The sequence below is a fragment of the Neobacillus piezotolerans genome, assembly GCF_003362805.1.
Classification (GTDB): domain Bacteria; phylum Bacillota; class Bacilli; order Bacillales; family Cytobacillaceae; genus Bacillus_D; species Bacillus_D piezotolerans.
This window is the reverse complement of the sequence record NZ_QNQT01000008.1, coordinates 195843-219463: the sequence shown is the minus strand read 5'-3', so window position 1 is coordinate 219463 and position 23621 is coordinate 195843. Positions and strand designations below refer to the sequence as shown.

General features: G+C 46.7%; 25 protein-coding genes, 1 pseudogene and 1 riboswitch. Of the genes and pseudogenes, 9 read left to right on the top strand and 17 right to left on the bottom strand.

What is annotated here, in order from left to right; genetic code table 11:
• Nucleotides 1-436: IS3 family transposase (locus tag DRW41_RS17140; RefSeq protein WP_115453232.1), on the top strand; the 436-nt coding region annotated here is incomplete at its 5' end.
• Nucleotides 437-508: 72 nt separating this feature from the next.
• Here DRW41_RS17140 and parC read toward each other — a convergent pair.
• The 4 genes from parC to chrA all read right to left on the bottom strand — a co-directional run bounded on the left by parC (nucleotide 509) and on the right by chrA (nucleotide 7000).
• The gene (gene parC / locus DRW41_RS17135) at nucleotides 509-2941 is read right to left on the bottom strand and encodes a DNA topoisomerase IV subunit A (protein ID WP_115453231.1); all 2433 of its coding nucleotides are present in this window, start codon (nucleotides 2939-2941) and stop codon (nucleotides 509-511) included.
• Nucleotides 2938-4926: a DNA topoisomerase IV subunit B gene (gene parE / locus DRW41_RS17130; protein WP_115453230.1), complete on the bottom strand. Its 1989-nt coding sequence runs from the start codon at nucleotides 4924-4926 to the stop codon at nucleotides 2938-2940. Before parE ends, parC begins: the two co-directional genes overlap by 4 nt.
• Before the next feature lie 339 nt (nucleotides 4927-5265).
• Entirely contained in the window at nucleotides 5266-5679 is a 414-nt protein-coding gene (locus DRW41_RS17125; protein ID WP_115453229.1) for a CoA-binding protein, read from the bottom strand.
• Between the two features lie 142 nt (nucleotides 5680-5821).
• On the bottom strand, nucleotides 5822-7000 hold the full coding sequence (chrA, locus tag DRW41_RS17120; protein WP_115453228.1) for a chromate efflux transporter: 1179 nt from the start codon (nucleotides 6998-7000) through the stop codon (nucleotides 5822-5824).
• A 186-nt stretch (nucleotides 7001-7186) separates the two neighbouring features.
• Between chrA and plsY the strand changes: the two genes are divergently transcribed.
• From plsY to DRW41_RS17105, 3 genes are all read left to right on the top strand, one after another.
• A complete protein-coding gene (gene plsY / locus DRW41_RS17115) occupies nucleotides 7187-7780 on the top strand; it encodes a glycerol-3-phosphate 1-O-acyltransferase PlsY (RefSeq protein ID WP_115453227.1) in 594 nt (197 codons plus the stop codon).
• A gap of 503 nt (nucleotides 7781-8283) precedes the next feature.
• Complete coding sequence (locus DRW41_RS17110; protein WP_181884614.1) at nucleotides 8284-9153, top strand: ATP-binding protein; 870 nt, start codon at nucleotides 8284-8286, stop codon at nucleotides 9151-9153.
• A gap of 107 nt (nucleotides 9154-9260) precedes the next feature.
• Nucleotides 9261-9461, top strand: a complete 201-nt coding sequence (locus DRW41_RS17105) for a hypothetical protein (RefSeq protein ID WP_115453225.1) — start codon at nucleotides 9261-9263, stop codon at nucleotides 9459-9461.
• Nucleotides 9462-9504: 43 nt separating this feature from the next.
• On the opposite strand, the gene DRW41_RS23105 is transcribed toward DRW41_RS17105, so the two are convergent.
• Nucleotides 9505-9672: a hypothetical protein gene (locus DRW41_RS23105; protein WP_181884621.1), complete on the bottom strand. Its 168-nt coding sequence runs from the start codon at nucleotides 9670-9672 to the stop codon at nucleotides 9505-9507.
• A gap of 259 nt (nucleotides 9673-9931) precedes the next feature.
• Here DRW41_RS23105 and DRW41_RS17100 point away from each other — a divergent pair, with 259 nt between their 5' ends.
• Together DRW41_RS17100 and DRW41_RS17095 are read left to right on the top strand one after the other, a co-directional pair.
• Nucleotides 9932-11068 carry a CapA family protein gene (locus DRW41_RS17100; RefSeq protein ID WP_181884613.1) on the top strand — a complete coding sequence of 379 codons (1137 nt, stop codon included), beginning with the start codon at nucleotides 9932-9934 and terminating at the stop codon, nucleotides 11066-11068.
• An 88-nt stretch (nucleotides 11069-11156) separates the two neighbouring features.
• Nucleotides 11157-11444, top strand: coding sequence for a HesB/YadR/YfhF family protein (locus DRW41_RS17095; RefSeq protein WP_115453223.1), 288 nt, complete (start codon nucleotides 11157-11159; stop codon nucleotides 11442-11444).
• An 82-nt stretch (nucleotides 11445-11526) separates the two neighbouring features.
• Here the strand turns inward: DRW41_RS17095 and DRW41_RS17090 are convergent, their stop codons facing one another.
• From DRW41_RS17090 to acnA, 7 genes are all read right to left on the bottom strand, one after another.
• A complete protein-coding gene (locus tag DRW41_RS17090; protein WP_115453222.1) occupies nucleotides 11527-11823 on the bottom strand; it encodes a hypothetical protein in 297 nt (98 codons plus the stop codon).
• Between the two features lie 15 nt (nucleotides 11824-11838).
• Nucleotides 11839-12264, bottom strand: coding sequence for an acyl-CoA thioesterase (locus DRW41_RS17085; RefSeq protein ID WP_115453221.1), 426 nt, complete (start codon nucleotides 12262-12264; stop codon nucleotides 11839-11841).
• Nucleotides 12265-12415: 151 nt separating this feature from the next.
• Complete coding sequence (gene tlp / locus DRW41_RS17080) at nucleotides 12416-12655, bottom strand: small acid-soluble spore protein Tlp (protein ID WP_115453220.1); 240 nt, start codon at nucleotides 12653-12655, stop codon at nucleotides 12416-12418.
• Between the two features lie 154 nt (nucleotides 12656-12809).
• The gene (locus DRW41_RS17075; RefSeq protein ID WP_115453219.1) at nucleotides 12810-12953 is read right to left on the bottom strand and encodes an acid-soluble spore protein N; all 144 of its coding nucleotides are present in this window, start codon (nucleotides 12951-12953) and stop codon (nucleotides 12810-12812) included.
• Between the two features lie 62 nt (nucleotides 12954-13015).
• Entirely contained in the window at nucleotides 13016-13147 is a 132-nt protein-coding gene (locus tag DRW41_RS17070; protein ID WP_115453218.1) for an FbpB family small basic protein, read from the bottom strand.
• A gap of 144 nt (nucleotides 13148-13291) precedes the next feature.
• The gene (locus DRW41_RS17065; protein WP_115453217.1) at nucleotides 13292-13819 is read right to left on the bottom strand and encodes a redoxin domain-containing protein; all 528 of its coding nucleotides are present in this window, start codon (nucleotides 13817-13819) and stop codon (nucleotides 13292-13294) included.
• Nucleotides 13820-14013: 194 nt separating this feature from the next.
• Nucleotides 14014-16722, bottom strand: a complete 2709-nt coding sequence (acnA, locus tag DRW41_RS17060) for an aconitate hydratase AcnA (protein WP_115453216.1) — start codon at nucleotides 16720-16722, stop codon at nucleotides 14014-14016.
• Nucleotides 16723-17036: 314 nt separating this feature from the next.
• Here acnA and sspO point away from each other — a divergent pair, with 314 nt between their 5' ends.
• The gene (gene sspO / locus DRW41_RS17055) at nucleotides 17037-17186 is read left to right on the top strand and encodes a small acid-soluble spore protein SspO (protein ID WP_115453215.1); all 150 of its coding nucleotides are present in this window, start codon (nucleotides 17037-17039) and stop codon (nucleotides 17184-17186) included.
• Between the two features lie 69 nt (nucleotides 17187-17255).
• On the opposite strand, the gene DRW41_RS17050 is transcribed toward sspO, so the two are convergent.
• Nucleotides 17256-17516 carry a hypothetical protein gene (locus DRW41_RS17050; protein WP_115453214.1) on the bottom strand — a complete coding sequence of 87 codons (261 nt, stop codon included), beginning with the start codon at nucleotides 17514-17516 and terminating at the stop codon, nucleotides 17256-17258.
• Between the two features lie 146 nt (nucleotides 17517-17662).
• Between DRW41_RS17050 and DRW41_RS17045 the strand changes: the two genes are divergently transcribed.
• On the top strand, nucleotides 17663-17797 hold the full coding sequence (locus DRW41_RS17045; protein WP_115453213.1) for a small acid-soluble spore protein P: 135 nt from the start codon (nucleotides 17663-17665) through the stop codon (nucleotides 17795-17797).
• A 101-nt stretch (nucleotides 17798-17898) separates the two neighbouring features.
• Here DRW41_RS17045 and selA read toward each other — a convergent pair whose 3' ends face one another.
• Nucleotides 17899-19308 (bottom strand): L-seryl-tRNA(Sec) selenium transferase, encoded by a 1410-nt coding sequence (gene selA, locus DRW41_RS17040; RefSeq protein ID WP_115453212.1) that lies wholly within the window; start codon nucleotides 19306-19308, stop codon nucleotides 17899-17901.
• Between the two features lie 129 nt (nucleotides 19309-19437).
• Nucleotides 19438-19623: pseudogene (locus DRW41_RS23715) on the bottom strand (Rdx family protein); the annotation flags it as partial.
• A 176-nt stretch (nucleotides 19624-19799) separates the two neighbouring features.
• On the opposite strand from DRW41_RS23715, the gene selD reads away from it, so the two are divergent.
• Nucleotides 19800-20867: a selenide, water dikinase SelD gene (gene selD / locus DRW41_RS17030; RefSeq protein WP_439330880.1), complete on the top strand. Its 1068-nt coding sequence runs from the start codon at nucleotides 19800-19802 to the stop codon at nucleotides 20865-20867.
• Between the two features lie 46 nt (nucleotides 20868-20913).
• Here selD and DRW41_RS17025 read toward each other — a convergent pair whose 3' ends face one another.
• Nucleotides 20914-21864: an L-threonine 3-dehydrogenase gene (locus DRW41_RS17025; RefSeq protein WP_115453210.1), complete on the bottom strand. Its 951-nt coding sequence runs from the start codon at nucleotides 21862-21864 to the stop codon at nucleotides 20914-20916.
• 53 nt (nucleotides 21865-21917) lie between these two features.
• Entirely contained in the window at nucleotides 21918-23111 is a 1194-nt protein-coding gene (locus tag DRW41_RS17020) for a glycine C-acetyltransferase (RefSeq protein ID WP_115453209.1), read from the bottom strand.
• Between the two features lie 295 nt (nucleotides 23112-23406).
• A riboswitch (purine riboswitch) is annotated at nucleotides 23407-23508 on the top strand.
• Nucleotides 23509-23621: the final 113 nt, after the last annotated feature.

Here is a 23621-nt window from a genome sequence, read left to right as displayed (position 1 = left end):
GGCGTACCTTTCATGCGTTAAAGATGCAGCCACAAGGGAAATCGTCGCTTATCACCTGTCCATTAATCTGAAGATGGACATTGTTTATCAAACACTTAAGAAACTACGGCAATCCTTTAAGGGAATGGTCCATCCTGGTGCCATCCTCCATTCAGATCAAGGCTTTCATTACACGCACCCTGAATTTCAGAAAAGGGTTAAGAAAATGAGCCTTATTCAGTCTATGTCCCGAAAGGGAAATTGTTGGGATAATGCCCCTATGGTATCTTTCTTTGGCCATATGAAGGATGAGGCAGATTATTCGGCGTGCAAAACCTTTAAAGAACTTTCACAAGTGATCGGCAACTATATACAGGAATACAACAATGAACGATACCAATGGAGTCTAAATAAAATGACTCCGGCACAATACCGGAGTCATTTACTAGCTGCATAGCAAGTTAGGCCTTTTTATTTCACTGTCCACTTTATAGGGCATAGTTCATTTCCGGCTGCCCTTTTCAAAAACTTATTCGTTTTCCCCTCCGGCTTCCTTCCAAAGGGATACGGCTTTACCGCTTTCTCCTTCATCCAAAATAAAGGAGCCGTTTGAATAGCGGTCGCTATTTTTCAAATCGCTTGATTTAAAGGTGAGAAGCTGGCCTTTGTCAGTAAGGATGAAAACCATGTCGCGGTCATCAACCGCTTCAATACCGACAACGCGGTGAGGATTTGCTTTCAATTCCCGCAGGACGACTACTCCACGTTTCGCGCGTGTCGCCTTTTCAAATTCCTTTAACTTCATTTTTTTCAAAGCCCCGCGCTGGGTGACAAGCACGATTGCTTCCTTGCCTTCGGGGTCGATTACTTTCCCTCCAGCTACAAAATCTCCTTCTTTCAGGTTCATTCCTTTTACTCCAGCTGCCCTGATGCCAATCGGGCTCACCTCTTCTTCATCGAACCAAAGAGCATATCCGAAATGGGACACGAGGAACAGTTCTTTCGTTCCATCGGTTACGTGCACATCGACAACCTGGTCGTTATCCTTCAGGTTTATCGCGGTGAGTGGCTTGGAATAGCGCTGCGCTTTGTAAAGCTTCATCTCCGTTTTCTTAACCATCCCATTCCTTGTCACGAAAAGAAGGTACGAATCGTTTTCAAAATCCTTCACCGGCAGCGCTTTGATGATTTCTTCATCCCGGTCAATCGGAATGATGTTGGCGACATGCTGTCCCATGTCCTTCCATCGGATGTCAGGCAGTTCGTGGATAGGCATGTAAAGGTAATTTCCCTTTGTTGTAAAAAGAAGGAGAACATCCTTTGTATTCATTTCCAGCTGCGCGAACAGCCGGTCGGATTCCTTCATGGCCAAATCCTGTCCGTTCGACGCAGTGAAAGAACGCAGGCTTGTCCGCTTGATATACCCTTCTTTCGTCACGGTAACGATGACGTCCTCGCTTGGCACCATGACATCGAGGTTTATTTTCAATTCTTCGATTTCTTCTTCAATGCTTGACCTTCTGGCATCCGCGAATCGCTTCTTAACATCCTTAAGGTCCTTTTTAATTACGCTGAAGAGCTTCTTTTCACTCCCAAGTATTGCTTGCAGTTCTTCGATCTTGTTTGATAGTTCTTCCGCTTCTTTCATAAGGGCGGTGATATCCGTGTTGGTCAACCGATAAAGCTGCAAGGACACAATTGCTTCGGCCTGCGGTTCGGTGAAGCCGAATTTGGCAATGAGGTTGTCCTTCGCATTCCGTTTGTCCTTGGATGCGCGGATGGCCGCGATGACCTGGTCCAGAATCGACAGCGCCTTCATGAGCCCTTCTACGATATGCTGCCTTTCCCGCGCTTTCCTTAGCTCGTACTGGGACCTTCTCGTTATGACTTCTTTTTGATGGCCGATATAGGCGTCAAGGAGTTCCCTTAGGCCCATCAACACCGGCCGTTTGTTATGGATGGCGACCATATTGAAGTTATAGGCCACTTGCAGGTCGCTGTTTTTATACAAGTAATTAAGGACGCCCAATGCATCCGCATCCTTGCGTAATTCGATGACAATCCTTAGCCCTGTGCGGTCGGTTTCGTCACGGATTTCGGAAATTCCCTCAAGCTTTCGGTCGAGTCTGAACTCATCCATTTTTTTGACGAGGTTCGCCTTGTTGACTTCGTATGGTATTTCAGTTATGACGATTTGCTGCTTCCCTCCACGGACATCCTCAATCTCCGTTTTGCTCCTAATGATGATTTTCCCGCGCCCTGTTTCGTAGGCTTTCCTGATTCCATCGATGCCCTGGATGATGCCGCCTGTTGGAAAATCAGGCCCTTTAATAACCGTCATCAGCTGGTCAACAGTGGCATCCGGATCATCCATCCGCATGATGACGCCATCAATTACTTCGCCAAGATGATGCGGCGGGATGTCGGTCGCATAACCCGCCGAAATGCCAGTTGACCCATTGACGAGCAGGTTAGGGAACATGGCAGGCAAAACTGTCGGCTCGCTTGACGTGTCATCGAAGTTCGGAATAAAGTCGACCGTCTGCTTTTCGATATCGCGCAGAAGCTCCGTTGAAATGGCGGACAGGCGTGCTTCCGTGTAACGCATTGCCGCCGGCGGGTCGCCATCGACGCTTCCGTTGTTGCCGTGCATTTCGACTAGGACGTTTCGGACTTTCCAATCCTGGCTCATCCGTACCATTGCTTCATAAACAGACGAGTCGCCATGCGGATGATAATTGCCGATTACGTTACCGACGGTTTTCGCCGACTTGCGGAACCCTTTTTCATGTGTGTTCCCTTCAACGTGCATGGCGTACAAAATCCGCCTCTGCACGGGCTTCAGTCCGTCACGCGCATCTGGCAGGGCGCGTTCCTGGATAATGTATTTACTGTATCTTCCAAACCTGTCGCCCAGGACATCTTCAAGGGGAAGGTCGCGGAATTTTTCGTTCAAGCTCATTGCCCTAATTCCTCCTCGGCGACGGTAATATTTTCATTTTCAAGAATTGTGTCAAGTTCATCCTCTTCTTCCATACCAAAAGCAACATTCGATTCGATCCACTTCCGGCGTGGCTCGACTTTGTCGCCCATAAGGGTCGTGACCCTGCGTTCCGCGCGGGCGGCATCATCAATTTTCACCCTGATCAATGTCCTTGTTTCGGGATCCATCGTCGTTTCCCAAAGCTGGTCGGCATTCATTTCGCCGAGACCCTTGTAGCGCTGTATGATATAGCCCTTGCCAATCTTTTTGATCGCGCCCTGAAGTTCATTTTCGTTCCAGGCATATTCGATGACTTCCTTCTTGCCTGTGCCCTTGCTGACCTTGAATAGCGGCGGGAGTGCGATGAAGACCTTGCCGGCTTCGACAAGCGGCTTCATGTAACGGTAAAAGAATGTGAGCAGAAGGACCTGGATATGGGCGCCATCCGTGTCGGCATCGGTCATAATAATGACTTTGTCATAGTTGATGTCCTCGACGCTGAAGTCCGTGCCGACCCCTCCGCCAATCGCATGGATAATCGTATTGATTTCCTCGTTTTTAAAAATATCCTGCAATTTGGCTTTTTCAGTATTGATGACTTTTCCCCTTAATGGCAGGACCGCCTGGAACCGGCGATCACGGCCTTGCTTCGCCGATCCGCCCGCGGAGTCCCCCTCGACCAGGTAAAGTTCGTTTTTCTGCGGATTTCGGGATTGGGCAGGAGTCAGCTTGCCGGATAAGACGGCGTCGGCGCGCTTCCGCTTTTTGCCGCTGCGCGCTTCCTCCCTTGCCTTCCGCGCTGCTTCCCTCGCCTGGTAAGCCTTGATTGATTTTTTTATTAACAGAGAGCTTATATCGGGATTCTCCTCAAGGAAATAAGATAAATGGCCGGAAACAACTGAGTCTACGGCTGACCTTGCTTCACTCGTCCCAAGCTTTCCTTTTGTCTGTCCCTCAAATTGTAGGAGGTCTTCTGGGATACGGACCGAGATAATAGCGGAGAGCCCTTCGCGAATATCTGCGCCATCAAGGTTCTTGTCTTTTTCCTTTAGAAGGGATACCTTGCGGGCATAATCGTTGAAAACCCGTGTCATCGCCGTTTTAGCTCCGACTTCGTGCGTTCCGCCGTCCTTTGTCCTAACATTGTTTACAAATGAAAGGACATTTTCGGAATAACCATCGTTGAATTGAAAGGCAAATTCGACTTCAATGCCGTTTGTTATGCCTTCCAGGCTTACGACCGGATGAAGGATTTCCTTTCCTTCGTTCAAATACTCGACAAACGCTTCTATCCCGTTTTCGTAGTGGAAGGATTCCTGTACACCATTCCGTTCGTCAATGATATCAATCCGCATTCCTTTCAATAGGAACGCCGATTCCCTCAGCCTTTCGCAAAGGATTTCAAAGTTATAGGTAGTGACGGAAAAGATAGACGGATCTGGTTTGAAATGAATGGTCGTTCCTGTCTGGTTTGTTTTGCCGATTTTCTCAAGGGTTGTTGCGGGTTTTCCGCCATTCTCAAACCGCTGTTCGTAGATAAAACCATCTCTTTTAATTGTAACCACTAGCCATTCAGAGAGGGCGTTGACAACAGAAGCGCCGACCCCGTGGAGGCCTCCGCTTGTTTTATAGCCTCCCTGGCCGAACTTTCCTCCCGCATGGAGTATTGTCAGGATAACCTCCGGGGTGGGTTTGCCAAGCTTATGCATTCCTGTTGGCATCCCGCGCCCTTTATCAACGACGCTGATTGAATTATCCTTGTGGATTTTGACAATGATGTGGCTGCCAAATCCGGCAAGGGCTTCATCGACGGAATTGTCGACTATTTCATAAACAAGATGGTGCAGCCCTCTTCCGTCAGTGCTCCCGATGTACATCCCGGGCCGCTTCCTGACTGCCTCCAATCCTTCGAGGACCTGGATGGCGTCATCATTATAGGTAAAAGCCTGTTGATTCGCTGACACTAACTAAACCCCTTTCGTGTTACGCCAAAGGATTTGAATTAAATTTCTAACATCCTTTTAGGCGGCAAGTAAAGTGAAACATCCATCGGAAGGGTTCATTCCCGCTGATTGATATGTTTCATAAAGTGTTTGACTAACCGGTAAATGTTAACAAGGAACGGATGTTCGCAAGCTAATTTTACCATAACTTGTCCAACCGTCTATGCTTTATTGTATCGGTTAATTTCGTTTTCGCAAACCAGTTCTTTCAAATTTCCATTGGTTTTGCTTGTTTTTTGGGTATTTTGGTTATATTTCGCACGAAAAAAGCCGCCCAAGGGCAGCCGTTTTCCAAGCGCGTTATCTTCTTGTAAGGGCGTGTTCCACTTTAATGCACCGGTCCATAATGACGGTATAACCTTTATCTTTTAGAAAATTGTAGGCTTCTTCATTTTCAAGGCCAAGCTGCGCCCAGAATACATCCGCGTCAATTTCGGCGAATTCCCTGGCGACACCAGGCAAATATTCTGACCGGCGGAATACGTTGACGATGTCCACATGCCCTTTAATATCTTTAAGGGATGGGACAGCCTTTACGCCAAGCGCTTCTTCGATTGCCGGATTCACAGGGATGATTTCGTAACCTGCCTTTTGCATCGCTTCCGATACCATATAGGACGTTTTTTCCGGATTATCGCTTAGTCCGACAACAGCGATTCTTTTTGCTTTATTCAGGATTTCCTTAATTTCTTCACGGCTTGGATATGTCAGCATGGGCGTTTTCCTCCTCAATACTTTTAATTATAGTTTACCTTTTCTCCTCGTAAATGCCATTATTATGCACATCGGTGCGAAAAAAACGCATTCAAAATAAGAAAGTGTTTGTGATTTTCTGATAAGAATTCAAAAATTCTGGTTAAAGGAAAGAGTATCCCGCTCCCGCGCCTAAAACAACAAGGAGCCAAGGCGGTATTTTCCAAAAGGCCAGCAATCCAAAAAACAGGGCGAAGAGAGCGGCTTCCGTCCTGGAAGTTATCGAAGAGACAAAGATCGGATCATAAAAGGCGGCCGCAAGCAGCCCCACGACCCCGGCGTTCAACCCGGCCACGACCGACTGGATTGAAGGCTTCGTCCGGATTTTCTCCCAAAATGGCAAAACAGCCAGTAGAAGCAAAAATCCAGGCAGGAAAATCGCGGCAATTGCTATGATTGCACCTGTCCATCCATGAACCGCCGCCCCTAAATAGGCGGAAAAGGTAAATAAAGGGCCCGGCATCGCCTGGACAAGGCCGTATCCCGCCAGAAAGTTCTCCTTCGAGATGAAGCCTGTTGGGACAAGTTCCCGTTCAAGCAGAGGGAGGACGACATGCCCACCCCCAAACACAAGAGCGCCGCTCCGGTAAAAACTGTCCGCCAACTCAGCTTCCACTCCAATTGACCGGATTGCTGGCAGCAGGACAAAAAGCAGGCAAAATATCGCCAAACAGGCAACGGCGAACTTCTTTGAAACGTTGGTGAAAGAACCGGCACTTAGCCCTCCAGCCGTTTTATTGCAGAATAGATAGCCTGCCGCCCCTGATGCGGCCATAATCGCCAGCTGGGCAAGCGAATTTGGGAAGACGAACATACCCGCAGCGGCGAGGAAGGCGATTGTGGCAGTCTCCCTTTTTGTCGCAAAACTTTTACCCAAAGAGTATACGGCCTGAAGGACGACAGCGGCCGCGACAATTTTGAGTCCGTGCAGCCAGCCGTTCCCGGCAGAGGCCAATCCCGATAGGTAAAACGCAAATAAGGCCATTAGTGCGAATGACGGAAAGGTAAAACCAGCAAATGAGGCAATTCCGCCTGCAACTCCCCCTCGTTTCAAGCCGATTCCAAAACCCGCTTGGCTGCTTGCCGGGCCGGGCAGCAGCTGGCATAATGCAATCAGTTCGGAAAATTCCCGCTCATCCAACCATTTTTTCTTTTTTACGTACTCATTATGAAAATAACCAATATGGGCCGTGGGGCCTCCAAACGAGGTACAACCCAATTTTAATGAAACGAGAAAAATGTCTATCAATCTGGATCGACCATCGTTCTTATATGTACCCATCCTTTTCCTTCCCTTCCCCACCACTATGTTTTATCCTAGCAAACAGGGGCGGCTCATGCCAGCCTACGGGAAACATCAGGTTTGAAAAAATTCATTTCGGGCTATATGGCGTTTTAAAAAGAAAATGGTAAAATAGAGTGAAACTTTCATCCAACAACTGCATCTGAAGGTAAAGGAGATTTATGTATGATTGGAATTGCTCTTTTCTGTGTGCTGGCGTATTTGCTCGGCTCAATCCCTTCCGGACTCATAGTCGGCAAGGTTTTTTATAACAAGGATATACGCCAGTATGGAAGCGGGAACCTTGGCGGCACAAACACGTTCAGGACACTTGGGGTTAAAGCGGGAATCTCCGTCACATTGGCCGATATTCTTAAAGGAACACTTGCAGCCGCCCTGCCAACGTTATTTGGCTATGATGATTTGAACGCGCTAATTCCGGGCATGTTTGCGGTAATTGGCCATATGTATCCTATTTTCGCCGGTTTCCGGGGAGGAAAAGCCGTCGCAACATCGGGTGGCGTGCTCCTGTTTTACGCACCCATCATGTTCCTTGTCATTTTTGTGATTTTTGCCGTTTCTTTGTATCTAACAAAATATGTATCCCTCTCTTCCATAATGGCTGGTATAGGTGCCATTACATATTCGCTGCTGTCATCGCCGAGGGATATTCCTCTCATCATCATCGTAAGCATCCTGGCTTTTTTCGTTATTTACAGGCACAGGGCGAACATTAAAAGAATCGTGAATAAAACGGAACCGAAAATTAAATGGCTGTAAGGGGCGGACAAGCTTCCTTACGGCCATTTTTTTGCAAAAAAATATAGAAATGAGTGATATGTCAATAGTGAATGGCTTCAATTATATTGGGAAAATAATTCCCGTCTTTTCGAAAAAGGGGCTATCAATGACAAAATGCCGCAATCATTTTTTAAAATAGTAATTGTAAGGAGAGGTGTACTTTTGTATGATTATTATGAAAATTAAAATAATTTAACTTTTTCCATTTATTTGCTTTCATCCAAAGCGCTCCAAGAAAAAATATTTTAAGGACGGTCGGATGCTGTATGTTAATCGAGATTGCCAATTTTCCCTTTCCCTGCTTCATACTTGATCACAACCTTATTATTCAGAAGGCTTCTCCTTCTGCAATAAATCGTTTTCCGGCAATCCAGCAGCCTTTTTTCGACATAATGGATCCTGGTTTTTACAATGATGCCCGAGCGTTTTTTCGGTCTTCCATTTCGGACGGCCCCATAGTGCTGGCGCTTAATGATAAAAATATGGAGAAGCACTACTATCGGGTGTATAAGTCGCATGGGCGGGAAGGAAAGATCCTATCTTATTGCATCCCAATTACCGATACCGAAGCGGAGCTAAATAGCGGGATGGCTTGGCGGGATAGGCAAACCCTGGATGCAAACCTCACTTCCCTACACCAAAAAATTGATGAAATGAGGGCTTTGAACATTGCTCGGGAAGATACCGGAAAGCTTGCCGCCGGCATCGCGCACGAAATTAGGAATCCATTGACCATCGTAAAAGGGTTTCTCCAGCTGCTGAGGCCCGAACTTGATGAGTTGGGAAAAGGAAAATACGCCTCGGTTGCGATCGAGGAAATAAACAGGGCTAACAAGATTATCAGCGAATTTTTAAGTGTGTCGAAACACACCTCGAACGAAAAAACCAACACTTCGATCAATCAGCTAGTGAAAGAGGTCATTCTACTTTATGAAAGTGAATGCATCCTTAAAGATATCAGCCTGGGGACAAGCCTTGCAAAGGGAGATTTCCTGTATATGCTTAATGCCAGCCAAATTAAACAAGTACTTATCAATATACTGAAAAATGCCATGGAAGCCCTGGAGTCAGTTGAACATGCCTCGAGACGTGAAATAACCATTTTTACGAAAACAGAAAATGATGCCTACGTTATTGGCATTCAGGACAGCGGCTGCGGTATAGAACCTGAAACCATATCCCAGTTGTTCTCCCCTTTCTTTTCGACAAAGCCGAATGGAAACGGTCTTGGATTGAATATTTGTAAAAAAATCATTGAGGAACACGGAGCTTCGGTCCATGTTGAAAGCAAAGTCGGAAAAGGTTCGCTGTTTTCCATATTATTTCCCATCAGCGTCCCTGTTTGCTCTTGAACCGTTATACATAAAAATTCACGAATAATTCAAAACACTGCCGGGCACGTAAACTTCTTTCCTTTACAATAGACATATAAGGATTGTTAAATGAGAGGAGATTCCAGATGCCAGGTTTGAATGCCAGGAAGTTTGATTTTGTCTTTTCATCCTCTGTTACCCCTGCTCTTTCCAAAGAGGAATTCATTGTTGAATTTTATCCATATACGCCGGATTGGTCCTGTTCCGGAAATCCGGTGAAAGTGACCAAAACGTTTGAAGAATTGATTGGTTTTTTTGAGGAAATGGAAGAAACCGACTGCCGGTAAAAAGCAGCCAAAAAAACGGTGTCCCAATGAGGGAACACCGTTTTTATACTTTTAGGAGCTGGAATCTTCCGCTCCCAAAAACGTCCTTTACAAAATCAAGTTTAGTGTTGTTGAAATACACGAGGTCGTTCTCGTGGATCAAGATATTCAGATCCTTGTAGTCAAATTCATGGTCATGGGTTAATTTCTGCTCTTCCAGAGACAGATTCAATTTTGGGCCGCCTCAGCCAATCCCCATTGTCAGGCGAATATACAGTTTGTCATTGTTTGAAGGGGTTTCATTTTCAATCGACTTGGCAATGGTTTGATAGGCGGCCTCGGTAATTGTGAACATTTTGTCACCCCTTTTGGTCATGTTATACATATTTTGCCTTTTTATAAAAAAATATAGTGAAATGCAATACGCTACCACTTATAATAAATCACTGTGCTTTACATTGAAAATTTTTTGCTTAACAGGAGGATTTCCAGTGAAGGAATTCCGGATTGATACAAAATTGATGGCGGCGGTAACCGTTTTGGCTGTCTTTCTAACCGCATGCTCTACCCAAAAGCCAGAAACTATGCCCGCTCCAACGCTCCATAAGGACCGCCAATTCGCTGGTGCGGCGAAAGAAATTGTTGAAACCGCCACAGTGGGAGCGATTGGGGACATCTTGATCCATGACCACGTTTACAATGACGCAAAAACGGCGAATGGATACGATTTCAACCCGATGTTCGAACCGGTTAAAGGGATGCTCCAGGCACCAGACATTTTGACTGCTAACCAGGAGAGCCCTGTCGGGGGTACAGAACTTGGAGTTTCAAGCTACCCTAACTTCAACAGCCCGTTTGAGCTGTCCGAAGCGGTCATGAAAGCTGGCGTGGACATTGTTTCTACCGCGAACAACCATGCCCTCGATAAAGGTTTCAGAGGCATTAACGCCCAGATAGGCAATTTTAATAAAATCGGCCTGCCTTTTACCGGGACTGCGGCTAACAAGGAAAGCCGTGAAAAGATTACCGTCCTTACAAGGAATGGGATTCGCCTCGCCTTCTTATCGTACACGTATGGAACAAATGGTATTCCGATTCCGCGAGGCATGGAATTCGCTGTTAATTTGATTGACAGGGAGCTCATGAAAAAAGACATAGAGCGGGCAAAAAGAATTAGTGATGCTGTTATTGTCAGTGTTCATTGGGGAAATGAGTACCAGCGCATTCCGACCAATGAACAAAAAAGCCTGGCGGCATTCCTGGCGGACCAGGGTGTGGACATTATCTTCGGTTCACATCCCCATGTCCTCCAGCCAATGGAATGGATAAAACGCAAGGATGGAAAACGGACGTTTGTTGTATACTCGCTCGGAAATTTCCTTTCCGCGCAAATTGGCGATTACAAGGATATTGGCGGACTCGTAACCCTAAAACTTACCAAAACGGTAAATGATGAAGGAACTAAAGTGGAAGTTGGGCCCCCTTCCTTTCAGCCGACTTTTGTATATAGGAAAAACCGCCGCGATTTCCGTGTGATACCTATCGAAAAAGCCGGCCAATACGGCATCTCGAACGCGAAGAAAATGAACGAGGAAACGCTTATCCATATGAATCAATGGCTTCGTTAAGCAGCCATCCCTCCTCTTTTCAGGTTGTTATTTTTGCATTACCCTCCATTTTGGTCAATAATAAAAACGCGAAGGAGGGCGTGTTCACATGAAATTACAGGTAAGCAGTAAAGCGGCGCAGTGGTATAAAGATGAATTTGAAGCTAGTGAAGGAACATATATCCGGTTCTTTGTCCGTTATGGCGGCTTTAGCCAGCTGCAAAAAGGTTTTTCGCTTGGCGTCATTTCCGAAGAGCCCATGGATGCTGCTGCTACAACAGAGAGCAGCGGATTAATATTTTTCATTGAAGAAAAGGATTTATGGTATTTTGACGGGAAAGACGTTGAGGTAGACCTGGATGAACAGCGCCAGGAACCTGTTTTCCTTTACCATTAAAACAAAATGCGGAAGTCATGAATATTCAATCTTATAAATGTCTCAATCACACAAAAAGGCGGCCCTGTTGCAGGCCGCCCTTCTAATTTTCCCAAATATGATCATACAATCCTTCGGCGATGAGAATTTCTTTTTGTTTTTCGCCAAGCAAATCGAAATGAGGATACCCATCTTGCCGTTGATGGATCCATTCCTTTCGCAAACCATGCTTCCTTCCCCACTCCGCGAGCTTTTCAACGTCATTGCAGCCCGCTTTCGTTACGGTTTTACAGCCCGGAAAACGGTCATCCAGCCAATAGTGGGTTAAAAAGGCGATTTCGCCCTGGTCAATCTTCTGTTTCCATTCCTGTACATCCTTTTTCTTTATACCAAAAGCCACCACTCTTCCTCCTGGTCAATCTGCTTTTTTAGAAGCTTTTAGATAGGACTCGTGCCAATCGGGATACATTCGTTTTATTGAAATTGGCCGGAAATTTTCTTTTTTTACGCACACATGGACAGAAAATCCTGTGACGGAAAGCTCTCCCGCTTCATTTAGAATCTCATACCCATATTTGACCCTGAAGCCATCATATTCCTCCACCCATGTTTTCACTGTGGCTTTTTCTCCATAGCGCATGGATTTTTTATACGAGGCCTGGATATCGATTACGGGTGAAATAATGCCGTCTTCCTCCATTTTTGCATAACTATAGCCAAGATCTTTGATGAAGCTTGTCCTTCCCAATTCCATCCATACAAGATAGTTTGCATGGTAGACAACGCCCATCTGGTCGGTCTCCGCATAGCGGACCTCGACTGTTGTCTCGCTGATTAACATTCTTCCTTCCCCGCTTCCTAAAAATCAATTCATTCATTTTACTATGGTAACATAACAGATCGCCCAGAGCGACGTTCCCGCACTGTGCCTGGTTTTTTCGGTTTTTGAAAAGGAAAAGGAGGGCTTTTAAAATCCAAGCCCTCCTCCTTTATTATTCAGTCATTTGGCCGTTTGCCTGAGCTTCATCCTTTACTTCAGCCCTCATTGCTTCAAGGCTTTCCCGCCTGCGTTCGTTTTTCTCCTCAACCTGGTGCCTTGTTTCTTCACTGTCGCTCAGAGCCGCGGTTTCCTCCGCGCGTTCCATATTTTCAATCGTGTTATGGATCATTTCCTGAAGCTTTTCAACATTATCGCTTCTGTCATCCGGTTTTGGTTTGCTTCCAAATGCCATAATCGTTCCTCCTTAAGAATCCTGTGTTCCCTTTTAGGATGAACTCCCCGGGGAAAAATATGAGTAGAAATTGCCCAAAACAAAAAGCCTGGTTTCCCAGGCTTTTGAGTGGTGCCTTACTTTTAATATGCAAGGCAGCAAGGGCTTTAGCCGCCTACTCCCCTTTTGTCTGGATAACCTGGGCATGCTTTCCCGACTTATCCTGCATCTTCTTCCCATTGTTGCCGCTGAACCCTCTCGGTTGTGTCCCAAGATGGTCCGGCGAGAAATGCTGGCTGTGTTTCTTTGGATTTCCCATCATCATCCCTCCTGCCATTATTTTTGCCAGGAGGAGAAAAAACATAAATGGAAAACAATGTTCTATTCAGCTTTGCCGAGACGTTTAGCTTCCAGGCGCTGCTCGATTTTTTCCATTGCCGCTTCGTCTTTTAAAATTTGCGACTTGTTTTCCATAACAAGTTCAGCAAATGAGCGTTTACGAGGTTTTCGCATGGTATCACCTTCCCTTACTTCCTATTCTAACAGTAAGTATGCCCGGAAGCGGTTTCAATTATTACAACTTTTTGAAAATTTAATCGAAAAGTAAACTACTTTTAAGAAAGCAAAAGCCGCCGGTTTATTCCGGCGGCAATTTTTCTACTTTAAATCTTCAATATACTGAACCATTGCATCATGCGGCATGGCGCCGATAAATTTATCCTGGATGACGCCTTTGCTATCGATGAAATAAGTAGTCGGAATCGAAATGATTTGGTACATGGTGTTCACTTCATCCTTTTCATCGAGCAGGATTGGAAAAGTGATTCCATTCTCTTCGACAAACCCTTTTACATCCAGCTGGGGATCGATATTGACGGCCAGAATGGCAACATCGCTATCCACTTCTTTCGATAATTGCTCCATGGCTGGCATTTCCGCCTTGCAAGGGCCGCACCATGTCGCCCAGAAGTTTAACATAACTTTTTTCCCCTTAAGGGTGGAGAGTTTTACAGTTTCCCCCGTCAGCGTTTTAAGCTGGAAATCCGGGGCTTTTACCCCTTCCTTCAGCCCTTGTGCGGCCGCCTCTTTCGATCCCGTTGGTTCTTCTTTTTTATCAAGCGCCTGGACAATTCCAATGGCCATTAATGCTATAAGTAAAATGCCTGCTATCCACTTTTTCGCCATGTGCGCCCCTCCCTCTTTTCTATACTGATTTTACACTATCCCTGACGGGGAAATAAACTAGCGTGTAGGTGAAATAGTGCCGATTATGTGACATTTCCAACTTTTCGATACCAGGAAATTTTTCTGCCAAAAATGCCTGAACTAAAAACACCATGCGCCAAAACGGCTGCATGGTGTTTTATCAACGCATTCAATTACGCTTTCAGCTTTTCACGGAGAACCATCGGAAGGATTCCGCCATGGCGGTAGTAATCGATTTCAACTTCCGAATCAAAGCGTACAAGCACTTCAAATTCAGTTGTTTTACCGCTTTCATCAACAGCCGTCACTTTTACAAGGTCCCTTGGGCGGACGTTCTCATCAACTTGGACAGTAAACGTTTCTTTTCCGGACAGGCCAAGAGATTCGGCGTTTTCGCCTTCCTTGAACTGGAGCGGAAGGACACCCATCATGACAAGGTTGGAACGGTGGATGCGCTCGAAGCTTTCGGCGATGACCGTCTTGATGCCAAGAAGATTCGTTCCTTTCGCTGCCCAGTCGCGGGATGAACCCATTCCGTAATCCTTGCCCGCAAGAACGACAAGGCCGGTTCCTTCTTCCTTGTATTTCATGCATGCATCATAGATTGTGGTAACTTCCCCTGTCGGCCAGTAGGTAGTGAAACCGCCTTCTGTACCTGGGGCAATCTGGTTGCGGATACGGATATTCGCGAATGTTCCGCGCATCATGACTTCGTGGTTTCCGCGTCGTGAACCATAGGAGTTGAAATCACGAGGCTGGACGCCTTTTTCTAACAAGTATTGGCCGGCAGGCGTATTTTTGCCAATCGCCCCCGCAGGAGAAATATGGTCTGTCGTTACTGAATCGCCAAACTTCGCGACTACCTTCAAGCCATTAAGAGGCTCGACAAGGCCTGGTTCAGGTGAAAGCCCCTCGAAGTATGGAGGATTCTGGATATAAGTTGAATCCGCATCCCATGAGTATAGCGGTTCATTGCTTGTTTTGATTTCATTCCAGCGCTCGTTGTCGCTGAATACGTTTTCGTATTCTCTCCTAAACAGTTCCGGAGTTACGGTCTTGCGTACCACTTCATTCACTTCTTCTGTTGAAGGCCAAATATCGTTGAAGAACACGTCATTTCCGTTCCTGTCTTTTCCGATTGGCTCATTCTTTAAGTCGACGTTGACATTGCCGGCAAGCGCGTAAGCAACGACAAGCGGCGGGGAAGCAAGATAGTTGCCTTTTACAAGCGGATGGATACGGCCTTCGAAGTTACGGTTCCCCGAGAGGACCGATGTAACAAGAAGGTCGCTTTCAGAAACAGCTTTCTCGATTTCCTCGCGGAGCGGCCCGGAGTTTCCGATACAAGTTGTACAGCCATAGCCGACAAGGTTGAATCCAAGCTGTTCGAGATATGGCAGCAAACCGGAATCGCGTAGGTATCCAGTAACAACTTTCGATCCAGGAGCGAGGGAAGTTTTAACGAATTTTGGAACTTCCATTCCAAGCTCGACAGCTTTCTTTGCCACAAGACCAGCGCCCACAAGGACATATGGGTTGGATGTATTTGTACAGCTTGTAATAGCCGCGATGGCCACAGCGCCGGTTTTCATCACTGTTTGGTCGCCATTGTGGAAAGTTACAGGAACTTCTTTATCAAGCTCCTTTTGTTTTAAGCCGAAGCCCTGGTTTCCTTGCGGCGCACTGACAGCTTTGACGAATTCTTCCTTCATTTTTGAAAGAGGAATCAAGTCCTGCGGCCGCTTAGGGCCGGAAAGGTTTGCTTCGATATCGGAAAGGTCAAGTTCAACCACATCTGTATAAATTGGATCTGCATCCGGAGTGAAGAACAGGCCGTTTGCCTTGCAGTAAGCTTCTACCACATTGATTTGCTCTTCATCGCGGCCAGTCAAGCGCATGTAATCAAGCGATTCATCGTCAATTGGGAAGAATCCGCATGTCGCGCCATATTCAGGCGCCATGTTTGCGATGGTTGCGCGATCCGCTAGCGGAAGCTGGGATACGCCAGGCCCGAAGAACTCAACGAATTTTCCAACTACGCCTTTGCTGCGAAGCACCTGTGTGACTTTTAAGGCAAGGTCAGTAGCCGTTGCACCATTTGGAAGAGTTCCGACAAGCTTGACGCCGATAACTTCAGGCACTGGGAAGTAAGACGGCTGTCCGAGCATTCCCGCTTCGGCTTCGATGCCCCCCACGCCCCAGCCCAGAACGCCAAGGCCGTTGATCATCGTAGTATGGGAGTCTGTTCCGACAAGAGTATCTGGATAAGTTTCAAGTTCGCCATCAGTAGTTTCTGCAACATGGACAACATCTGCCAGGTACTCAAGGTTTACCTGGTGGACGATACCTGTTGCGGGCGGAACCGCGCGATAGTTGTTGAATGCTTTTTGCGCCCAGTTAAGGAACTGGTAGCGCTCTGCGTTCCGCTCGAATTCAAGTACCATGTTGGCATCAAGTGAACCTGGCCCTCCATATTGGTCAACCTGGACGGAGTGGTCGATAACAAGGTCAACCGTTTTTTCAGGATTAATTTTATCAGGGTCGCCTCCAAGGTCTGCAACTGCTTTCCTTAGGGATGCCAGGTCAACAACAACCGGAACGCCTGTAAAGTCCTGAAGGATAACGCGGGAAGGCTTAAATGGCACATCTACATCCCTTACTTCGCTTGTGCCCCATTTTGCCAGGTTTTCAACATGCTCCTTTGTAATAACACGGCCATCGTGCTGCCTAAGGACCGATTCCAATAAAACCTTGATGGAATATGGCAGCCTGGAAACATTGCCTGCACCTGCTTCTTCAAGAGCGGAAAGACGGTAATAATGGTATTGTTTACCGTTCGCTTCAAATGAAGAGCGGGCATTGAATACATCATTTTTCGCCATATGTACTACCCCCTTCAATTCATCAATCCAATAATATAGGAAAAATTTATAAAAGTCGAAAGGTTTGAATTAAGCGCTTTCCTTAAGACTTTTCTCACAATTTAATAGTAATACAGTAAGTAACAACAGTAAATGACATGAAAGTTATGAAATATAATAAGTTTTTCTTATGGTAAATTTTTAGGCGGGCAAATTTCCAGTGTTGACAGGCTTATAAAGTATTGCCTCTCTCTTTTCGATACGGAAAATATTATTCCGGAAAAGATTTTTATCATCTTCTCATTTAAGGGAAGAATAAAAATGGGGGTGATAACATGGCTAATCGGAGGGCGAATCATGTGCGTCCAGGAATGAATGCCGCCAAAGCGCAGGGTATGGGCGCGGGATACAATGAAGAAGCAGGGAATGAGCCTTTGACCGAAATGGAAAGGCAAAACAATAAAAAGCGCAAAAAAAATCAATAAAACAAAGGGCTTGGCCTGGCCAAGCCTTCTTTTTGGTGAAATAAAAAAACAGGCACTGAGCCTGCCTTTTTACATAAAATTGTTTACTTCTTCAACGATGTTCTGAAGATCCATGCGGAACTGTTCCAGTTGGGCCCGCTGGTGCTCCGATGCAACTTCAAGGGCGTTTTCAATCTGCTGATAGGCTTCGTTTACCTCATTTTGTAAATGTTTAAGCTGATGGCCGTAGCTGGCGCTGTCCCTGACGATTTCTGTGAATAAATCCCTCGCTTCCTCGACTCCCTGCTGGGCTGCCTGGAAGGCCTGCTGCTTGTTTTTATGGTACGGCATGTTGTCCACTCCTTCATGATGATTAGCGTGTACCGTTAAAGTATGCACTCCCTACGGATTTATACAGATACTGATTGGAGGCGTTTCCACCCTTATACAGCATAGAAATGTTCCCGTTACCCATCCTAAGGGTAGGAGGGATAGAAATGGCCAAAAAACCGAACAGGCAAAATGCGAAAAACGTCCAAAACATAAGCCAGCCGGAACCGATGAGCGGGTCGCATAAGGTGAAAAACCGCCAGCATTCCCGCCAGAAACATAACTCACATCACGATATGTAGTGAGTTGCACAGCTGGTTTCCAATGATGTATACACCGAATGAATGGTCAAAAAAGAAAGGCCCCTGCTTTTTTGCTGGGGCCTGTAAAAGAGGCACTTGTTTTACTGCCACCTGGCTAAAGAATCGATAATGATCTCTTCTTCTTTTAGCTCGACCGAACGCAAATCAATTAACACCTCATCGTTTTGGATACGGACGATGATAGGCACGATTGCATCCTTCCGCAGCTTATTGGCAAGCTGTTCAGCGGTTAGGGATTCATGGATAAGCGATACCGCAAAAGATGGCAGGCTGACATCTGGCATGGTGCCTCCTCCAACCTGGCCAAAAGCGGGCACAGCCTTGGCCTCGTAGCTGTCCGTTTTCGCCAAGAGACCGCGAATGAAGGCGGCGGACCGCTCCTTCAGTTCTTCCTGGCCTGTTAAAAGATCCCGGATTGTCGGTATGCCAAGCATCCCTTTCTCTCCCTTGGCGTAAGCAAACAGCGTCCCTTCCAGTGCGGCGAGTGTCATTTTGTCTACCCTTACCACTCTCGCAAGCTGATGCTTCTTCAATTTATCAATCAGGAGCTTCTTGCCTGCGATAATCCCCGCCTGAGGGCCGCCGAGAAGTTTATCGCCGCTGAACGAAACGATATCCGCCCCCATTTCAATGACTTCCCTTACGTGCGGTTCCTCACCAATTCCGTGCTTCCTGAAATCATATAAAGCCCCGCTCCCCAGGTCTTCATAAAAGATAATGCCATCATGAGTGGCGGCCAAATCCGAAAGTTCCGCGGTATCAACCGACTTTGTAAAACCGATCGTTTTGAAGTTGCTTGTGTGGACCTTCATGATCATGGCAGTATGATCTGATATGGCGTTCTCGTAGTCGTATAGATGGGTTTTATTCGTTGTCCCGATTTCCACCAGTTTGGCGCCGCTCTCTTCCATAATGGACGATATCCTGAAGGATCCGCCAATTTCGACAAGCTGGCCCCTTGAGACGATGACTTCCCTGCTTTCCGCGAGGGCTCGGAGGATAAGGTAAACAGCCGCGGCGTTGTTGTTCACAACCATGGCCGCTTCCGCCCCGGTAAGTTCCTTGAGGAGATTCTCGATGTGGGTGTGCCGCGAGCCCCTTTCTCCCTCTTCCAGCCTGTATTCAAGGTTGGAATAATTCCCGGCGATTTCAGCGGCGTGTCGGATTGCGTTTTCGCTTAGCCTCGCGCGCCCCAGATTTGTATGTAAAATGGTGCCTGTGGCGTTGATTACTTTTTTTAAAGTGTAGGAATACCCCTTTTCAATCCTGATTGTTAGCCGAGCGAAAAGCTCGTCGGTGAATTCCCCACATCCCGGAGGCGGGCCTTCCCATGAGCCGGCCAAAATCGCTTCCCGGATTTCATCAATGGCCCCACGCAAATTTTGGACAAGCTGGCTGGAATCAAGCCCTGTTTCTTCAAGAAGGGCCTGGAATCGGCTGTCCTGCTGAAGTTCATGAATTGGCGGAATGGAACGAAGCAAATGTTTCAAATCGAATAACTCCTTCACCTTCTGGAATAGTGATTCAATTATACCATTTTTACTTAGCTGCAAGGCGGCCAAATGGGCGAGTTCAAGGAAAGAAAAACTCTCCCGGATGAATGCCGGGAGAGTGCTGTTTTAAAGTGATTCAAGTTTGGTTATGATGTCAGCCGCCTTTGGAAAAACGCCTGTTTCATCCTTTGAATAAATCTTATCTCCGTTTGCATATACCTCGAAAATTCCTCCCGAGGCCGGAATAAGTTCAAATCTGGCTATATCCCTGCGAAAATGTGTAATTAGCTCCTCCGCGAGACCCGCGGCTTTTGGCGCATAGTTTCACATCATGCAAAATTCGACTTTAACTTCCAGGTTCTTCATGGCAATAACCTCCATCAAATGTGTAAAGATTGATAAAGCCATTTTAGTATATCCTGAAAAACTTCCGCAAATCATCTGCTTGCCCGCGTGCGGAAATGCGCGCATAGCGGTATACTATATGAATGGAGGTGGACAAATTGAGCGAACAGGAAAAAATCCGCCTGACCTCTTTATCGACTAAAGCAGGTTGAGGCTGCAAAATTGGTCCAGAGGACCTGGCGCAAGTTTTGCGCCTATTGCCAAAGCAAGACCCAGTACCGGAATTGTTGGTAGGCCACGAAACATCCGATGACGCGGGAGTCTACCAGCTTACAGACTCAATCGCGCTGATCCAGACGGTTGATTACTTTACGCCGGTCGTCGATGATCCCTACAAGTTCGGCCAAATCGCGGCCGCGAATGCCCTAAGCGATGTGTATGCGATGGGAGGCGAGCCAAAAACGGTGCTGAATATTGTCGGGTACCCGATCAAGAAGCTTGGTGCTGAAATGCTATCGGAAATTCTTCGCGGCGCGGCTGATAAAGTAAAAGAAGCCGGAGCAATAACGGTCGGCGGCCATTCGATTGATGACCAGGAACCAAAATTCGGCCTTTCCGTCACGGGGATTGTACATCCCCAAAAAGTTTGGAAAAACGTCGGCGCCATGCCGGGCGACTCCCTTGTTTTAACAAAGCCAGTCGGCGTCGGCATCCTGACAACCGGCATCAAACGCGGCACGGTAACCCCCGAACAGGAAGAAAAGGTTACTGACACAATGTCGCTTTTGAATAAAACCGCTGCCGAAGCCCTGAAAAAATATCACCCTCATGCTGTTACCGATGTGACCGGATTCGGCCTGCTTGGCCACGGCAGCGAAATGGCAAGGGGAAGCTCCGTAACCTTTGAGTTTGAGTTCACAAGCATACCTTATTTGGATGGCTCCCTAGACTTGGCGCGTGATGGAGTAGTGCCTGGAGGGACAAAGTCAAATCATGCCTGGCTCAAGGAGGATATTGAGTACAGCGGCCTTTCGCTAGAAGAGCAGCTTGTCGCCTGTGACGCGATCACATCAGGTGGGCTGCTTGTATCCCTGCCTTCAGAGGAAGCGGAACAATATGTGGCTGACCTTCATTCCGCCGGATTAAACGAAGCCGCTATTGTCGGAAAAGTAACGGAACGGAAAGCGAAACTCATTTATATCAGTAAATAAAAAACGGCAAGCCTTTTTGGCTGCCGTTTTTTTATGCTTTTCAAATTTACGATAATTTTTCCTTTAATTTATCAAGCATATCCGCTGTCATGCGGGCAATATCATATTCTGCCCGGAATCCCCATTCTTCCGCGGCGGCCGATGCATCAAGGGAATTCGGCCAACTGTCAGCTATCCTCTGGCGAACGGGATCGACATCATACGTCATCTCGAAATCAGGAATGTGCTTCCTGATTTCTGCAGCCAATTCCTCCGGGTCAAAGCTCATCGCGGTCACGTTGAACGAGTTCCTGTGAATGAGTTTCGCTGGGTCGGCTTCCATAAGGTTGATAATCGCGTTAAGGGCATCAGGCATATACATCATATCCATGTATGTGCCTTTGTCAATGAAGGAGGCGTATTTTTTGTTTTTAACGGCCTCGTAGTAAATTTCAACCGCATAGTCTGTCGTCCCGCCTCCTGGGGGAGCAACATAAGAGATTAGTCCAGGGAACCTGACGCCGCGCGTATCGACCCCGAACTTGTGATAATAGTAATCCGATAAAAGCTCGCCGGATACTTTGTTCACTCCATACATCGTTGTTGGGCGCATGATTGTATCCTGAGGCGTCTTGTCCTTCGGTGTCGATGGGCCAAACGCGCCAATCGAACTTGGGGTGAAAAACTGCGCGTTTACTTCCCTTGCAGTTTCAAGTGCGTTCATCAGGCCGCCCATGTTAAGATTCCAGGCAAACACCGGGTTTGCTTCCGCAGTCGCGGACAAAAGCGCGGCCAAATGCATGACAGCGTCGACATTGTATTTTTTCGCGATTTCCGCCATCCGCTTGCCGTCCGTCACATCAAGGATTTCGAATGGCCCGCCGGTTGCGGCTGCGTTATCCGGTTTCATCCTTATATCTGTAGCGATAACATTGTCGTTCCCGTAAATTTCCCTAAGCCTGATTGTCAGCTCGGACCCAATTTGGCCAAGCGCCCCTGTAATTAAAATACGTTTCATTCCCGTTTTCCTCCCCTGAGTGCTGCATCCTTTAGATGTAATTTTAAGTGGAATTAGTTGATTACTCCCATTTCTTTCCCTACTTTTTCATAGATGGAAATAGCTTTATCGAGCATTTCCTTCGTATGCGCCGCGGTTGGCATATTACGCACGCGTCCAGTTCCAGCCGGAACTGTCGGGAAAACGATCGACTTGGCATAAACGCCTTCTTCGTTCAGGCGTTTGCTGAATTGTTGGGTCAATTTCTCTTCTCCGATAATGCAAGGGGTAATAGGCGTTTCGCTATCGCCGATATTGAAGCCGAGTTCTTTCAGGCCTTTTTTCAGATAGTTGCCGTTTTCCCAAAGGCGTTCATTGAGTTCCGTGCTCTCTGTCAAAATTTCGATTGATTGAATGGATGCGGCCACGTCCGCCGGAGTCAGGGATGTTGAGAACAGGAATGGCCGGCTCCTTACTTTCAGCCAATCGATCAGGTTTTGTTTCCCCGCGACATAGCCGCCGACAACCCCGATCGCTTTGGACAGTGTTCCGATTTGGAAATCGATTTTATCCTGCAGGCCAAAATGCTTTACCGTACCCGCGCCCTTTCCAAGGACTCCGGATCCATGGGCGTCATCAACATACGTCATTAAATCGAATTCTTCGGCGATTTCGACGATTTCAGGAAGAAGGGCGATATCGCCGTCCATCGAGAATACTCCATCCGTAATGACCATCAGTTTCTTATAAAGCCCTGATTCACGGGCTTCCTTCGCTTTAGCCCTTAAGTCTTCCATATCGGAATGGTTATATCGGATGATTTTCGCGCGGGAAAGCCGGCAGCCGTCAATGATGGATGCGTGGTTCAATTCGTCCGACAAGATAGCATCGTTTTTATCCATGACCGCCGAAATTGCCGCCATGTTGCAGTTGAAGCCTGATTGGTAAGCGATTGCCGCTTCCGTTCCTTTAAATTCTGCGAGCTTCTCCTCCAATTTGACATGCAACTCAAGCGTTCCGTTAATGGTCCTTACCGCACCAGCGCCAACGCCGTATTTTTCAATCGCCTGTTCAGCTGCCTTTTTAAGGCGTTCGTCAGTAGCCAGGCCTAAATAGTTATTGGAAGAAAGATTGATTAGTTCCCTTCCGTTAATTTTGATAACGGGTCCATTCGGGCTTTCAAGCGGGTCAATCACATTGTAAAGCCCTTTTCCCCTTAAATCTTCGAGGTTTTCATTCAAAAATTGCTCCAGTGTTTGGCTAGACATCGAAATCTCTCCTTTTTCGAAAAAGTTCTTGTAATATGTATCGGGTATGCAGACAATTGTATTCCTGGTGTGGACAGTAATTAACGTTGAATCCCAGGGATTTAAAGCGATTCTTTCCCCCGCATACTATAACATATTTTTGACGTTGTTCATACTGGGAGGACACTCTTTAAATTGATTCTACCATTTTCAAAGCGCGTTTGTATACGCTTACAATTTTTCTTTCAAGTTCTTCTAGTGGAAATAAACCAATAAAAAGGCGTTGCAATTCCCCTTCACCGTGTTATAATAAGCCATAAATTTTATAACATTCACTCGTATAATCGCAGGGATGTGGCCTGCAAGTTTCTACCGGACCGCCGTAAACGGGCCGACTATGGGTGGCAATGGACGGATGGCTGATTTGGCCCATCCTTCTTAACCTTTTGGTTTTTACAGGCCCAAAGGCTATTGCTTCCTATGTCCGGAAGCATGGCCTTTGGGCTTTTTGCATTCAATTAAACATTACTT